The organism is Coprococcus phoceensis, from assembly GCF_900104635.1.
Classification (GTDB): domain Bacteria; phylum Bacillota; class Clostridia; order Lachnospirales; family Lachnospiraceae; genus Faecalimonas; species Faecalimonas phoceensis.
In genome coordinates this window covers 441,863-458,133 of record NZ_FNWC01000007.1, presented here as the reverse complement: position 1 = coordinate 458,133, position 16,271 = coordinate 441,863, and the positions used below count along the sequence as shown (strand labels likewise).

9 protein-coding genes are annotated in these 16,271 nt (G+C 41.1%); 1 reads left to right on the top strand and 8 read right to left on the bottom strand.

The features are described 5' to 3' along the window. Window positions 1-2 precede the first annotated feature (2 nt). The 3 genes from BQ5364_RS05830 to BQ5364_RS05820 form a co-directional block, all read right to left on the bottom strand. Window positions 3-1,448, bottom strand: a complete 1,446-nt coding sequence (locus BQ5364_RS05830) for a TrkH family potassium uptake protein (protein WP_071143834.1) — start codon at window positions 1,446-1,448, stop codon at window positions 3-5. 14 nt (window positions 1,449-1,462) lie between these two features. Beyond that, window positions 1,463-2,821, bottom strand: coding sequence for a Trk system potassium transporter TrkA (gene trkA / locus BQ5364_RS05825; protein ID WP_004614039.1), 1,359 nt, complete (start codon window positions 2,819-2,821; stop codon window positions 1,463-1,465). Window positions 2,822-2,991: 170 nt separating this feature from the next. Further along, window positions 2,992-5,067, bottom strand: a complete 2,076-nt coding sequence (locus BQ5364_RS05820; protein ID WP_071143833.1) for an elongation factor G — start codon at window positions 5,065-5,067, stop codon at window positions 2,992-2,994. 158 nt (window positions 5,068-5,225) lie between these two features. Here BQ5364_RS05820 and BQ5364_RS05815 point away from each other — a divergent pair, with 158 nt between their 5' ends. Next, a complete protein-coding gene (locus BQ5364_RS05815; protein ID WP_022250850.1) occupies window positions 5,226-6,326 on the top strand; it encodes a prephenate dehydrogenase in 1,101 nt (366 codons plus the stop codon). Between the two features lie 42 nt (window positions 6,327-6,368). Here the strand turns inward: BQ5364_RS05815 and BQ5364_RS05810 are convergent, their stop codons facing one another. The 5 genes from BQ5364_RS05810 to BQ5364_RS05790 form a co-directional block, all read right to left on the bottom strand. Further along, window positions 6,369-6,971 carry a LysO family transporter gene (locus BQ5364_RS05810; RefSeq protein ID WP_022250849.1) on the bottom strand — a complete coding sequence of 201 codons (603 nt, stop codon included), beginning with the start codon at window positions 6,969-6,971 and terminating at the stop codon, window positions 6,369-6,371. Beyond that, complete coding sequence (locus tag BQ5364_RS05805; RefSeq protein WP_022250848.1) at window positions 6,968-7,249, bottom strand: LysO family transporter; 282 nt, start codon at window positions 7,247-7,249, stop codon at window positions 6,968-6,970. The genes BQ5364_RS05810 and BQ5364_RS05805 overlap by 4 nt, the downstream gene beginning before the upstream one ends. A gap of 11 nt (window positions 7,250-7,260) precedes the next feature. Beyond that, complete coding sequence (locus tag BQ5364_RS05800; RefSeq protein ID WP_022250847.1) at window positions 7,261-8,433, bottom strand: SpoIIE family protein phosphatase; 1,173 nt, start codon at window positions 8,431-8,433, stop codon at window positions 7,261-7,263. Window position 8,434: 1 nt separating this feature from the next. Next, window positions 8,435-10,150 (bottom strand): [Fe-Fe] hydrogenase large subunit C-terminal domain-containing protein, encoded by a 1,716-nt coding sequence (locus BQ5364_RS05795; protein ID WP_022250846.1) that lies wholly within the window; start codon window positions 10,148-10,150, stop codon window positions 8,435-8,437. Between the two features lie 120 nt (window positions 10,151-10,270). After that, entirely contained in the window at window positions 10,271-16,102 is a 5,832-nt protein-coding gene (locus BQ5364_RS05790) for a glycoside hydrolase family 84 protein (protein ID WP_071143832.1), read from the bottom strand. Between the last annotated feature and the right edge of the window lie 169 nt (window positions 16,103-16,271).

Sequence of the window (16,271 nt, the reverse complement as noted above, 5' to 3'; positions counted from 1 at the left end):
CCTTAAAATTTTCTTCTCCACAAGTTCGATGAAAACAACATTAAAAACGGGAAAATTTCCAATCTTCCGACCAGCATATCAAAACAGAATACAATTTTTGATAACACAGAAAATTTCGCAAAATTCTCAACCGGACCAACCGCAGCAATTCCTGGTCCCACATTATTCAATGTTGTGAGCACGCCGGTAAATGTTGTTGCAAAATCAAAATTGTTGATGGATACAACAAGAACAGATGCTATCACAATAAAAATGTATGCCATAAAATACACATATACCGCATGCATCGTCTCACCACTCACTCTTTTTCCATTGAGCTTTACAACACTGACTGACTTCGGATGCAGTGTTTTTTTCACTTCCTGCTTGATACTTTTTAACAAAATTAAAATTCTCGATACTTTCATACCACCACCGGTCGAACCTGCGCACGCCCCGACAATCATGACCATAAGCAGCAAACACTTCGACAGCTCCGGCCAAAGGTTATAATCTGCGGTCGCAAATCCGGTTGTTGTGATAATGGAAGCCACCTGAAATACCGCATAGCGGAATGATTTTAACGGTGTCTCATAAATGTGCATAATGTTGAACGTAATGATAATCGTCGTAGCTGCGATGATTCCCAAATAGGCCCGGACTTCTTCGTTTTTAAATACAGACTTTACATTCTTTAACAGCAACAGAAAATACATATTAAAATTGATTCCAAACAGAATCATAAATACTGTGATCACACCATCTATATATGCGCTGTCATAAAACGCAACACTGTTATTCCTGTTGTTAAACCCTCCGGTTCCAGCAGTACTGAATGCATGGATGACACTGTCATACAGATTCATTCCTCCCGCAAGCAAAAATCCAACTTCTATCAACGTCAGCGCAAGATACATTCCATATAAAATTTTTGCTGTTCCTCTCACCTTGGGAACCAGTTTGTCCGCTTCCGGTCCCGGAACCTCCGCGCGCATCAAGTGCATCGTATTCTTGTCATCTAAAGATGTCAGTACCAGCACAAAGACAAGCACTCCCATTCCGCCGATCCAATGCGTCAGACATCTCCAAAAATTCATGCCCATCGGCAAAGATGCAATATCCGTCAAAATAGTAGAACCTGTTGTTGTAAAACCGGACACAGTCTCAAACAGTGCATCGATATATTTCGGTATCGTTCCCGAAATATAAAACGGAAGTGCTCCGAATACGGACCATAGAATCCATGCCAGCGCCACAATCACAAATCCTTCCTTTGCATAGATCATCGCATTCTCCGGCTTTTTGCGCCCGAAAATCAAAAACAATACCATTAAGACAGCACTTGTGATTAAAAACGCACGCATCGTCTCTTCTCCGTATATCGCGGAAACAATCGCCGGAATCACCATCACAAGCGCCTCTACACCTAACATTCTTCCTAATATAAAACTCGTCATTCTATAGTTCATAATTGCCTCTTCCTCTAACTCAAAATATCTGTGATATCATGAATCTTTCTTTCCAAAGTTACAACTACGACACTATCCCCTACCTGAAGGCTGTCTTCACCATTCGGAATAATAATCTGTCTCTTTCTTCCAATACAGGCGATCAGATTATTCGGCTTGATCGTTATATTCTTAAGCGGTATATTCGTATAATTGTTCTCTTTTCTGATAATAAATTCTAACGCTTCCACCTGACCGTCAACCAGACGATACATCGTCTCCACGTTTGCACTGCGCAAAGAATTCTGTCTTGCACGCACATAACTTAAAATAACATCTGCTGTTGCACTTTTTGCAGATACAATACTATCGATTCCAAGACCTTCGACCATCTGCGCTCTTGTGTCCTCATTTACCTTTGCGATAATCTTATGCACGCCCTGCATCTTTGCAAACAATGCCATAATGATATTCTCCTCGTCCATACCAGTAAGTGAAATAAGTGCATCCGCCTCCCGAATACCTTCCTCGATCAAAAGATCATGATCTGCTGCATCTCCGTGAATAATGGTCGCCTTAGGCAGAGACTCACATAACGCTTCGCATTTTTTCAAATCCTGCTCAATAATCTTAACCTGCATTCCCAAAGACAGAAGCTGTTTTGCGAGGTAAAATCCTACACGTCCACCTCCGCAAATCAAAACTCTTCGGATCTTATTCTTACAATCTCCCAAAGATTTAAAGAAGAGCTCAATCTCCCGATGGGATGCTGCAATGTGAAGCTTATCGCCTTCCTGTGGAACAAACTCTCCGTCCGGAATATAAACTTTCTTTCCTCTTTGTACTGCGCAGACAAGTATCTTAATCTGATATTTCCTATAAATCTCCGCCAGACTGTGACCAATGATCGGATTCCCTGAGCGCAGCATAAATTCAACCAGTTCCACTCTTCCTTTCACAAATGTCTCAATCTTACTTGCCACCGGAAAAATCAACACTCTTGAAATCTCATTTGCAACTGCCAGTTCCGGATTGACCGCCATACTCAACCTCAAATCTTCTTTCAAAATATCTATCTGCTGATAGTAAATTGGGTTACGCACTCTGGCAATCGTATGTCTCGCTCCCAATCTTCTCGCGATCAGACAACTCAGCATATTGAGCTCATCTGTAGATGCGCATGCAATCACTAAATCTGCATGCGGTACATCTGCTTCTTTTTGCACTTCTGCACTTACACCATCCCCGGTAATACAAATGATATCCAGCTTATTAATCGCCGCCTTTAACTTTCCCGCATTATTGTCAATCAGCACTACATCATAATTGTCTTCAGAGAGTTGCTTTGCAAGTTTATATCCTACTTTTCCATCTCCAATAATTACAATCTTCATCGATATTCCCTCAACTTTTTATTTTCATTCCTCTCGGATTCCCATACAGAATCCAAACAGCATGGCAATTATAGCACCTTTATATCAAAAGTACAATACATTCCCAAAAGGTTGTCCCACACAGATAAAAAGGTAAGGACATCTAAAAATGATGCCCTTACCCGCCTTACTTATTCTTCTGCTGCACGTTTTGCAATCTCTTTTTCCTGCACATCAGAAGGAGCCTGTTCATAGCGTACAAATTCATATTCATAAGCCCCTCTTCCACCTGTCATAGACCGCAGCACGGTGCAGTATCCAAATACTCCTGTCATCGGAATATCCGCTTCGATAATCTGCGCTCCGCCCGCAACCGGCGTCATTCCAAGCACACGTCCACGACGTTTGTTCAGGTCTCCCATCACGTCTCCGGTATACTCATCCGGCACCATCACTTTAATCTTTGCGATTGGCTCCAATAACACAGGACTTGCTTCCATAAATCCTTTTTTGAACGCCTGCATTGTCGCTGTCTTAAATGCCATCTCAGAAGAATCCACCGGGTGATAAGATCCGTCATATAAAACTGCCTTCACACCTACAACCGGATATCCTGCCAAAGGTCCTTTCAGTACAGATTCCTGCAAACCTTTTTCTACTGCCGGGAAGTAATTCTTTGGAACTGCTCCGCCAACTACAATCTGTTCAAATACATATGGTGTCTCTAAATCTCCGGAAGGTTCAAATTTCATCTTTACATGACCGTATTGCCCATGCCCTCCAGATTGTTTTTTATATTTTGTATCTACATCTGAATTCTTTCGGATAGTCTCTCTGAAAGCAACTTTCGGTGTCTCCAAATCCACATCTACTTTGTAACGGCTTGCAAGCTTGCTCACAACAATCTCTAAATGTTGATCTCCCATACCATACAATAACGACTGACGATTCTCACTGTCATTTACCGCTCTCAACGTCACATCTTCTGCCATCATCTTTGCCAGTGCCTGAGATACCTTATCTTCATCTCCTTTTGCCTTTACAACATATTTCATATATGTATAAGGTGTGGAATATTCTGTCTTTCCGAACAGAACCGGCGTATTCTTTGTAGAAAGTGTATCGCCTGTCTTTACGCCAGAAAGTTTTGCGATCGCACCGATATCACCTGCGTGTAATTCTGAGACTTCCACCGGTTTATTTCCCTGCATCGTATATAATTTCCCAAGTTTCTGTTCCGTGTCATTCTCTGTGTCAAACAGTGTATCTTCGCCTTTTAAGACACCCGAACATACTTTTACAAATGAATATTTTCCAATAAACGGATCTACCATTGTCTTAAACACATATGCCGTCTTCGCTTTTGCGAAATCATAATTTGCTTCAAAAATATCATTTGTCTTGCGGTTGATCCCCACACAAGTTCTCTTATCCGGGCTAGGGAAGAAACGCACAATGTCAGACAACAAATTTGCCGCTCCCTGCGCCTCTATATTTGATCCCATCGCAACAGGTACGATATCCCCATCCATTACTTCCGTGCGCATCGCAGAACGAATCTCTTCAATTGAAAATTCTTCTCCTGCAAAATATCTTTCCATAAAGTCTTCACTCGTCTCGGCAACCGCCTCCATCAGTGAATCTCTTAAAAGCTGTAAGTTTGGCAAACAATATTCCGGAATCTCACACTCCTCTCTCTGCCCGATACCTGTATATCTTCTTCCGGCATTCTTGATGACGTTGATATACCCTACAAGCTTTTCATTCTCACGAATCGGCTGGAAATGCGGCGCAATCTTCTTTCCGTATCTTGCCGTCAAATCTTCCACAACCTGCCGGAAACTTGCATCATCCACATCCATCTCTGTCACATATACCATTCTCGGAAGATTATATTTGTCACATAACTCCCACGCTTTTTCCGTTCCTACTTCTACTCCTGCTTTTCCTGAAACAACAATTACGGCTGCATCCGCTGCACTTACCGCTTCTTCTACTTCTCCAACAAAATCAAAGTATCCCGGTGTATCCAAAATATTGATCTTTGCTTTTTCCCATTCAATCGGGATCAGACTTGTACTAATCGAAAACTCTCGTTTTTGTTCTTCTTTATCAAAATCACTAATCGTGTTATGGTCTGTTATCTTGCCCATTCGATTGGTTGCTCCTGATACATAAGCCATTGCTTCGACTAAACTAGTTTTTCCGCTGCCTCCGTGTCCTAAAAGTACCACATTTCTAATTTCGTCTGTTCTGTAAACTTTCATATTTTGCTGCCTCCTTATTTTTGTAGTTTCTCATGTGTATATTGTACTAAAATTTCCACAAAATTACAACTCTTTTATTAAATTTATACAATTTATTTGTCTTTTACTTTAGTGTACAATAATTGATAAGTGAAAATAAAGAAAGGACAGCAAATATTATGAACAAACCTTACAAAATCGGGTTTATCGGGCTTGGATTGATTGGCGGTTCCATCGCCCGTGCGATCCGTCAGTATTACCCTGATTCCGAGATTATCGCCTTTGACAAAAGCAGAGAGACACTCGCGCTCGCCACGCAGGAATCTGTAATCAACGTAGCCTGCACTTCCATCGATAACAACTTTTCCAACTGTCACTATATTTTCCTATGTGCACCGGTCTCATATAACACTGCGTATTTAAAGCAGATCAAACACTATGTTACCAAAGACTGTATTCTCACTGACGTAGGCAGTGTAAAGACTTCGATTCACGAGGAGATCATCGCTCTTGATATGGAAGAAAATTTTATCGGAGGACATCCAATGGCTGGTTCTGAGAAGTCCGGTTTTTTAAATTCCAAATCGATGCTGATTGAAAATGCGTACTTCATCCTGACTCCATCTTCGACCGTATCGCAAGATAAAGTGACTGCATACAGCACTTTTGTAGAATCGTTAAAAGCACTTCCGGTCATCTTGGATTACAAAGAGCACGATCTGATCACCGGAACAATCAGCCATCTGCCACATATCATTGCATCCACCTTAGTCAACTTTGTAAAGGATACGGATACAAAAGATGAGTTAATGAAACAGCTTGCTGCAGGAGGATTTAAGGATATCACAAGAATTGCCTCTTCTTCTCCGACAATGTGGCAGCATATCTGTCTGAAAAACGGAGACAATATTGTCAAAATTTTGGACGCTTACATTGACATGTTAAAAAATGCAAGAGATTCTGTCGCAGAAAGCTCCGAGCAAAAATTATATGATTTATTTGAGACATCTAAAAATTACCGGAATTCCATTCCGGAAGGTTCCTCCGGACCGATCAAAAAAGTGTTTGCGATCTACTGCGATATCATCGACGAAGCAGGGGGAATCGCAACAATTGCGACCATACTTGCATCAAACAATATCAGCATCAAAAATATCGGCATTATACATAACCGTGAATTTGAAGAAGGCGTTCTGCGTATTGAATTTTACGACGAATCTTCTTCCCATAATGCAACTGAATTGCTGCAAAAATACCGCTATATTGTATATGAACGTTAAAAAGACGGGATTCCCGTCTTTTTTTCTTGCACAATATACTAATCATAAAATTCCGTTAAACAGTTTTATCAATACCGGAACCGCTGCCGAACAGATAATTCCATTCAAAACTGCCATCATCACCACTTCTCCTGATGTATATTTCATCAGCATCGGAAGTGTCGTATCCTCACTCGTAGCTGCTGCCGGAGCAATCGCCGCATATCCGTTAAAATATTTTACTACAACCGGTATGATCATAAACGAGAAGATTTCCCGCAAAAGATTACATAGAAACGCAATCGTACCAATTTTTGCACCTGCAAGCTCCGTCACCAGAACTCCAGAAAGACTGTACCAGCCAAGCCCCGACACAATCATCAGACTGTCCCGTAAGCTTTCCCCTAAAAACAGACTGCACACAACACCTCCAAAAATGCTTCCCAAAATAACTCCTATTGGAATCAATAAGATTTTCACATGATGCTCTCTTAATTTCTGGAATACACCTTTGTTCGCTCCAACACTGATTCCGACAGAGAACATCAGCACATACAACACATGTTCTGAGTGTCCGGTCAGAAAATCAATTATATCCTTCGGAAGAATTCCATTTCCCAAAAGCACTCCCGCTGCCAGACAGCACACTGCGATCACAACCATCATATTTCCTTATCCTCCTTACTTTTCATAAATACTTTCGTAAGTCCATAGACGATCAAAGTAGATCCTGCCACCGCAGACAACATATAGAGCACACTCTTCCAGCCAAGTTCTGCCAGTTCATTAAAAAAGTTTTCTCTGCTTCCAAGCGAGACTCCCATAATAAAAATCAAAATCCCGGTTAAAACAATCTGAAGCACTCCATTTACCTTCAATGTTTTCTTCAAATTCAGTTTCATACCGATAATAACTCCAAGCATCATAATTACAAGTATTAACATATTTCCTCCAACTAGTAGTATTTTACGCACACCTGTTTTCCCATCTTCCTTGCCACCTCCTGAAGCTGTTCTACCAGATTCATTCGGATACTTAAGTCAAATGGAAGATTGGAATTTTGGTGCGCTTCATTCGTTGCCGTCCCCACAAATAAATGAATGTCCGTACATTCTTCGATTAACAGCCTTGCAAGTCTGGACGCTCCATTATCCGCATCCAACTCATCAAAAAATTCCACGTCAAAATCATCTCTCTCATATTTCTTGAGCAGTTTTAATGCTTTTCCAAGTGTCAGAACTCCCTCTGTCACCAAATCCAAACCTTCAATCGCAGCAGTCGGCGGCACTGATGAATCTTGATAATTCACCGATGTGACAATGTTTTTCTGCAAAACGCGCGCCATAATATTTGCGCTCGTCCCTCCTGACACAACCTTTGTTCCCTCTTCTGACATAAATTCCCGCACCATACGCTCATCATCATCTTTGCTTTTTGGCGGACCGGTAAAAATGTTCACGATTTTTCGATTGATCACACGCATGACTGCAATCGTCGTGTCATCACCCGGACGGTGGGCATACAATTCATTGCACAGATCACTCAAAAGAACGGTCAATCTCGAAGCAGAAAGTGTGTTTTTTGTGCATTTCAGCGTATATTCTGCCATCTCGTTCCACGTCCAGCTCAAATTCATAAGCTCTCCTTCCCCGGCGTAGATCACACCATCACTCATCAAAACAAAGCAATCATTGAGCTTTACCTGAAAACGATATTCACGTATTGTTTTCCCTTCGATTATACGTTCTTTGTACGGATAATCCACAATCTTTTTATCCCGGATAAAAATGCAGCTTGGATTGTCAAATTCGACAAGATACGCTTCTCCATTGTGAGCAATCTGAAGAATGCTAAACGTTGCATACGCCACTTCCCGCACTTTGCAGATCGGCAGGGTCTTTGCGATCGTCTCCACCGCAAGCTCAATGGAAGCCCCATCCCGAAACATTGTCTTTAGGATTTTTGAAGTGAGTGTTGCAAGTATGTTCGCTTTCACACCGCTTCCCATTCCATCAGCCAAAATCAAAACGTCTGCCTTATCCGTCTTCAGCACCTCCACCTTATCTCCGCAGAGTTCTTCCTGATATTTGTTCAGACTTTTCCACGCAACATCCACACTAACACTCATGCTACTCCTCCTCATCCATCAGGATTGAATCCCGTAATTTCGTAAGCGTAACCTTTGTCTCCGCCGTTGTTTCTCCTAAAAGTCCCGCAATTTCCTGCGCCACCATCATCTGCTTATCAATAACCTTCTGTGCAGCATCGATCGTCTCCATCTTTAAACGGTACCGCTTTTCCTTCGCCTTCTCCTCTTTCGTGATATCCTGATAAATGACAAGCACTGATGTAAGATTCGGAATATACACAATTTTTTCTTCCGCCTTCAAGTGAATCTGCGGTAAATCTACTTTTTTACTCATAATAGACTGTTTCGTTTCAAGCACCATCTCGATATCTTCCGTCTCGATAAACTCGAATATGTATCGCTCCAGCGCTTCTTCCCTGCTGACTCCCAAATACTGCTGCGCCATTCGGTTGCACTCTCGAATCCGCATCTCATCATCTATGATGAAAATCAGATTCGGTGTCACATCCAGCACAATATTCGACATCGATTCTGCCTGTGCAATCGCATACGGAAGACACATCCCAAGTTCTGCCTTCTTCTGAAATACCGCTGTCGCTTTCGCCCGACAGGTCGAATACCCGCATGCACCACAATTCAATTCATCCTCTTTTTTATACTTTCCGATTGCCTGCAGCAATTCTGTCAATTCCTCCTCTGTCGGAACTTGTTCGTGCTGACTGCGATCCAAAAATGTTTTTTGCATTGATATGCAATCATATGGAATATCCTCGGAAGCGGGCGCATGTTCCACCTGTGCTTCAATCTGCACCTTCGCTTTCACAAAAGAATTCTGCCACTGGTCCGATGCAGGTCCTTTAATACAGCCTCCGTCACATACATTTGCCTCGATAAAGCAGTGGCTGAGTTCCTCCTTCTCCATGCTTTTAAATAGTTCCATACAGGCATCCAGACCGTCCACGTAAAGTTTGTGATATGTATCCTTCATCTCTTTCTGTTCCATCACCGACTTTACAATTCCTCCTCCAACCGGATAAATGCGGTTGATCCTCGGATCCGGATTTCCAAACGGCTTCTCTTCGCATTCCGATATTGTGATTCCTTCTGCCTTCAGCCATCCGCCAAGCTCCTCAAATGTCAGAATTGCATCGACAGCCCCAAACACCCTGTCATCCCCAACTGCCTCTTCTTTTTTTGCAATGCAAGGCCCTAAAAAAACAACCTTCACATCCTCACCATAAATCTTTTTGATCAGTCTCCCATGCGCGATCATCGGAGATACTACCGGAGTCATATATTTTGTCAGACTTGGGTAGTATTTTTCGATCAGATCATTCACACTTGGGCAGCAGGTTGTAATCAGGTTTTTCATCGTTCCTTCTTCCAGGAGTTTCTGATATTCACGTGTGACAAGCGCCGCTCCCTCTGCCGTCTCGCGCACTTCAAAAAAACCAAGCTTTAACAGTGCATCCACAACCTGCCCCGGATTTTTATACTCCAACACACCAAGATAAGACGGCGCAATAGAAATCACGGTTTTCATCCCCTGTCTCAGATACCCTTTGACACGCTCCATATCACTCGCAAATGTTTTCGCATTCTGCGGGCAAACTTCCAGACAATGCCCACAGTGAATGCAGGCTTCCCGAATAATATGCGCCTGTTCATTCCGGACTGAAATTGCTTTTACACTGCAATTTCGAACACATTTATAGCAATGCCTGCAATTTGCATCCTGAAAATCAATCACTTTCATTTTCAATCTTCTCCCCTTTCCCAGAGTCGCATTTTCTTCTTTTTAGTATACTCAATTTCTCCGGTTCCCGCAAGGAAAACCCCTTCATACCGCTACCGATATGAAGGGGTTCTCTCATTCTTAATTATCGTCTTTTTTTCTACGTCCCAAGATATAGCCGCTCGCTAAAATCATGGATGAGAAAATGCCAAACACGCTTGTCGGATCTCCTGTTTTTACCGGTTTCTTGTTGTCTGGTTTGTTTTTATCCGGTTCTGTTGGAGTCGTCGGCTTCGTAGGTGTTGTTGGCGTTGTAGGTGTGGTAGGTGTTGTTACTTTCTTAAGTGCTCCACACATCTCATTCAACACTTTTAACGCTTGATCGACATCGTCCTGCGTTGCATTCTCATTTTTCAATACCGCATTGGCTTCTTCAAATGCTTTCGCAAATCCTTCCCAGCTTGCCTCTGTGTAATCTTTTTCATTTAGTTTGCTGCACTCATCTACCTTTGCCTGCAGCGCTGTCTTGTCTACTTCCGGCTGAGGATCCGGTGTCTCTGCCACTTCCAGCTTACCATATGCTTCTTCCAAGCTTTGAAGCATTGCATCAACCGTTTCCTGTGTTGCTTTCTCATCTGCTAATACCGCATTTGCATCTTCCAATACGTCTACAAATGCCCCCCAGCTCTCTTGTGTATAAATATCGGAATCTAACTTACTGTACTCATCCACTTTTGCCTGCAATTTACTCTTATCTACTTCCGGAGTCTCAGGCTCTGTCGGTTTTTCTTTGAGACCTGCAATCGCGTTCTTCAAAGTCTCTGTCGCCTGATCCACAGCCTCTTGTGTCGTCGCATTCTCTTTTACATTTTTCGCATTGTCATATGCTGTTTTAAACGCATCATAAGACTCTGTTGTATACTTATCTTTATCCTGTTCTTTTCCTGCTGCAATCACAAGTTGTTCATCCAATGCTTTATAATCGAGTTCTTCTGTAGGCTCACCTTGTACTACTACATTCACGCTCGCCTTTTTATTCTCTGCATTTGCAACTGCATTTAAACTCAGTGTTCCTTCCAACACATATGTATCTACTTTACCGGTATCTAGATTATCTGTATTCCATGTCACCGGAACAAGTACTTTGATTGTGTCAGTCATTTCTTCCACTGCAACCTGAATTCCATTTACAGCCGGAAGCTTCGCAGCATCAAATTCACTGTCTTTCTCAATCAGGATATCTGTATTTGCAGACACACTCTGTACAGAGGATTTCTCATATACATATCTGCCAAGCACTTCTGCCTCATTGATTCCAACGCCGTGTCCACCTGCCACATTGTTCAATTCCTTAAAGAACATTCTCACATAGCGTGCTGAAACCGGAGTTTCAAATGTAATCTCATCAGTCGGATTCACCGGACCGTTATGTTCTTTTGATAAAGTCTTCACCGTTGTCCAGTTCTCATTGTCATTGGATACCTGCACCTCATAATCTGTAGGATATACTTTATTGAAGTATGATACCTTCAAACCGTCAATCAGATTCATCTGCTCCCCAAGATCAATTGCAAACCATGCATCGCCAATGTCCTGTGCCTCATCACCTGTTCCACTCTTGATAAGATCACTGTCCCATTTTGTGGATGCATTTCCATCATTGATGGATTCCTTGACGCCATTGCTTGTACCAGATACCGTCACTGGTTTTTTCAATCCAATATTCTGCTTTTCTGTCACTTTCACTTGAAGTGCGTTTACTGCCTCCTGCAATTTTGTAGTCGCCTTTGTCACCTCGTCCTGTGTCGCACTTGCATTCTCTGCAACTTTCTTTGCCTCTGCAATGACTGCTTTTAAGCTTTCCTTGGAAGCTTTCGTATACTCTTTGGATTCTGCTTTTCCTTCTGCTTCTTTGATCGCCTCATTTAAAGCAGTCTTGTCTGTCACCTCATCCTTTTTCTCTTTTCCGTAAATCTCAAACTCTGTGATTCCGACACCATTTCCGGCTGCGGCTGAGTTCAATTCCTCAAAGAAAAGGCGAACATATCTGGCTGTCAGAGGAGTCTCTAAATCAATTGTTTCTACCGGATGTGGTGCTCCATTCGGATTTTTGGAAAGTTCTTTTACAGTTGTCCAGTTTTGAGCATCATCCGATGTCTGAAGTTCCCACTTTGTTGGGTAGATCAGATTATAGAAACGTACTACAATCTGATTCATAGTATATTCTTTTTCTGCTCCAAGATCGACGTAAATCCATGAGTTTTCTTTTGCGTTATTACCTTTGATGAAATCACTGTCCCATTTTGTTTCGGTATTCGCATCATTTACATTATTTTTATCTCCAGCAGTCGTTCCAGAAACTTCTACTTTTTTACCGATTGCAATATTCTGTTCAATTTCCTCACCATTGTCTACGATAATTGGATCTACATACTCTCCGATATCGTCAGATGCATTTTCTCCGGTTGTAATTGCCAGTTCATGAATTGAGGCTTCACTTTCTTTAGTCCATTTAATGCTAATCTCTGAAATTGGTCCCACATCTTTTGTATCAAATTTTGCAATGACATCTTTCACTGTTCCCAGTTTTTGCTCACCCTTTGGAGTTGTTACATACAAATCACCTTCACCGGCTGCACCCTGTAACACAGAAATCTGTGTAATGTTTGTATTTTCTGTCACACGATATTTAATATAGTCACCGGACTTTGTCTTTTTATTGAACAATGTACTGATGTCATTATCAATCACGGCTCCCACATCACCTGACATGTTGCTTGTGATCTGCGCCGCCGCTACGCCGCCTTCTGTCTTTTTATTAATCTGAATCTCATGTAGCTTCAATTTATCATTTCCGTTACCTGTAAAGTAAAGTCTTAGATATCTTGCTTTTGCACCTTTCGCATCACCGCGCACATAGCGATAAGGAACTTCCATAACAGAATTGTCATTTTCAACTGTCGCCACATCTGTCCAGTCTTTATTGTTTTCTGAAATCTGAATCTTTGCATTGTACAGACGCTGTAATCCGTCTGAGGTTACTGCCTCCACATCATACACTTCAATCGTTTTTCCCAAATCAAATGTAATATAAGAATCTTTCGCCGGATTTTCTTTTGTCAAAATATAAGTAGAAAGATTGCCATCAAATACATTTGTATACGTCCCTTCACTCAAACCATTTTTAATTGTTGACTGTAACAATTTTGCTTCTGGCTTCAGGCTCTTGATATCCATTCCAATCTTTGTTATATCCACTGTCACATCTTTTTCTGAATTGTTTCTCAATCTTAAATATTTTACTCCGGCAAGGTCTTTGACCTCTTTTGCCTCTGACCAATTCAATGCATCAAATGAATATTCAAATACAAGACCTTCCTCTGCCGATACTTCTTTTACGAATGATTTTGCCGCTTCCGGTGTCTCTAGTTTAATACCAACATAATTATTTGGTTTCAATGTAACACCTTTCAAATTGCGAACGCTAATCTCTGTTCCCTCAATTGTCAGAGGTGTCTTTTTCAATGCATCAACGTTAGTGTAGACTCTGTCATGTTCTTCCACTTTTTTGTTCACTGTAAATTCTCTTACATATGTCCAATAATCCGGTTTCCCATTATATCCTGCTGTCTTCAGATAATATCTCACATATCTCGCTTTCACATTGAGTCCATCTGCCGTAATACGGTCTCCATCCACTTTTGCATCAATCTTTTCCCATGTTTCTCCGTCTTCTGAATATTGTAATTCTGCATCATGGAAAATGTCATGGTGTCCGTCTTTTTGTGCCTGCAAAATAGATACATCTGTCACAGTGGTAACTCTTCCAAGGTCTAATCCATAATAATCGCCCGCCTGCTGTTTTACCTGCCATGAAACATAAGTTGTCTCATCTCCATCATACATCTTCTTCGAATCAGCAGTTTCGGTCACTTCTGCTCCGCCCATTTTCGCATATAATGTTGGTGAAATTGTAGTGTCTCCCGGGTTTAAAATCGGTGTTAACTGATTTTTTGCTGCATTGATTGCCTTTGCCACAAACGGCGCAAGTCTCTTGCTTCCTGCTTTTGCATATACATTCGGCAAATCTTCTGCTGTAAGATAGGTATACATTGTGTTGTAATATTTGCTTGCACTGCTTAGTTTTGTCCAGGCCGTTGTAGTATCTCCATTTTCTAAAGCAATCAAACTCTCCAATGCGCCTTTTCCTGCACTTGCCACATCATTTAATGATTTCAGCCAAGGCGTCAATTCTTTTACCAAATTTTTATTTGCACAATTTTTTTCAAAATCTTTGACTGCATTCAGGATATTATCAAATTCCGCTAAAATTGCTTTCGCATCTTCATTTTCTTTAATTGGCTTTCCTGCATTTACAAGCTTTTGCACTGCATCTAATTTTTCTTTCAAATACTCTGACTCATTAAATCCAGGAACTCTGGATGAGCCAGGTGCATTTGCTACGTTTCTCGCAATCGTAAGATAAGAATCTTTTACCTCAGGCTGCAAATAATTAAATGCGCTCTCCCAAATTTCATTTGCATGTTCAGAATATTTATTATTGTTCCATACCAATGACGCCAACTGATACAAGCCCACCTCATTTGAATATGCAAATCTGCTTGGGTTTGAGTGGAAACCTGCAAGTCCCGTTACATTGTCTCTCGCATAATATGTGATATCACCAAGATAAATTCCTGATTTCGCATGCTCATTTACCGGATAGTTCAACCAGAAGTCCGGATCATGATTTGTCTTTTCTTTCAAAAAGTTTACCGTTTCCTGTGTGATTGGTGAGTTTACATCATCACCGGTCCAGTAAATATGAATGTCATCATTCAAATTCTTTAAAGCTGTTAACTCCGCACCATTACCTGACCATGCCTTGTTATAACCCTGTGGACAGTATGTAATCGGCTGGCAACCTTTCTTTTTTAAATCTTCATTCAATCTATTCAGCACAGTCACAACCATGTCATTGTTTCCGCCACCAAAGTCATCATTCAATATATCAAATTTACGAACACCAATTTTATACAACTGTTCCAGCTTTGCCATTAATTTCTGATACTGTGTTTCGTACTTTGCATCTGATATACTTGAAAATGATTTAAAAAAGTTACCAAGGTGAATAGACCATACAAAATCTACTTTTGTCTCTTCGGCTTTCTTTACTAACTTTTCAAATTCTTTTATTGTTTCATCCGGATATAGCTGATCCCATTTGCTTGTATGATATGCATCTCCCTTCGGTGCATAGACATAGCTGTTCATCTTATAGTCTTTGGCAAATTCCATCAGATTTTCACGCTCATCAAAGTTCCATGCACCATAGAAACCTTCGATGTATCCTCTCGTCGCCACAGTTGCATAGTCTTCAATATGCGCATCCAAAAATTTCTTTCCTGAGAAAGAAGAGAACATCATCTGCAGAGTCGCAACACCATGAAAGGTTGCATCCGTATCTTTTCCTTCAATGACAATATCTTTCTTTTGTGCATCTGCATCAAGCACATAGGCATCCGGCTTTTTGTAAAATTCTGCATTTGGCTCGTTGATTTTATTTTCTTTCATATAACTATCAGCTGCACCGTTTGTTTGTTCCACGCCGAGGATGATATTTGTTTTTTCATCATCTACGTTCTCAGATTCTTTATATCCAACTTTATACTTGTCCAGTACTTTTTTTACAAAGTTTTTGGTAGCCTCATCCACTCCGTTCTCTGCAACAATCGTTACCTCTCCACTTTTCAGTTCAAATGACTGTGTTGTTTGTGGATACGTCACCTTCTGCGGAAGCGGGTAAATTGCATATGCATTCGGATTTTTAGAACACTCTGTCTGCTCTGTAGGCACTGTTGGCGTCGTTTCCTCATTCTTCTTTGCAGCAGCTGCCGGAAGAACAGAGGTTGCTGTCATCGCGCAAACTAACGCTGCACTTGCTACACGTAAGGATTTTCGTTTCTTTTTCATATTTTTGCTCCTCTCGTTTCTTTTTTCACATACAATTCATTATATCATATTTACAATTTCTTCCAAAGAGTTTTTTTATTTTTAGATATATTGTATAAATACGATTTTTTTTTGGTACAAACAGACAAAAGACAGATTGCCGTGTAACAATCACCATTGTCTTATCACA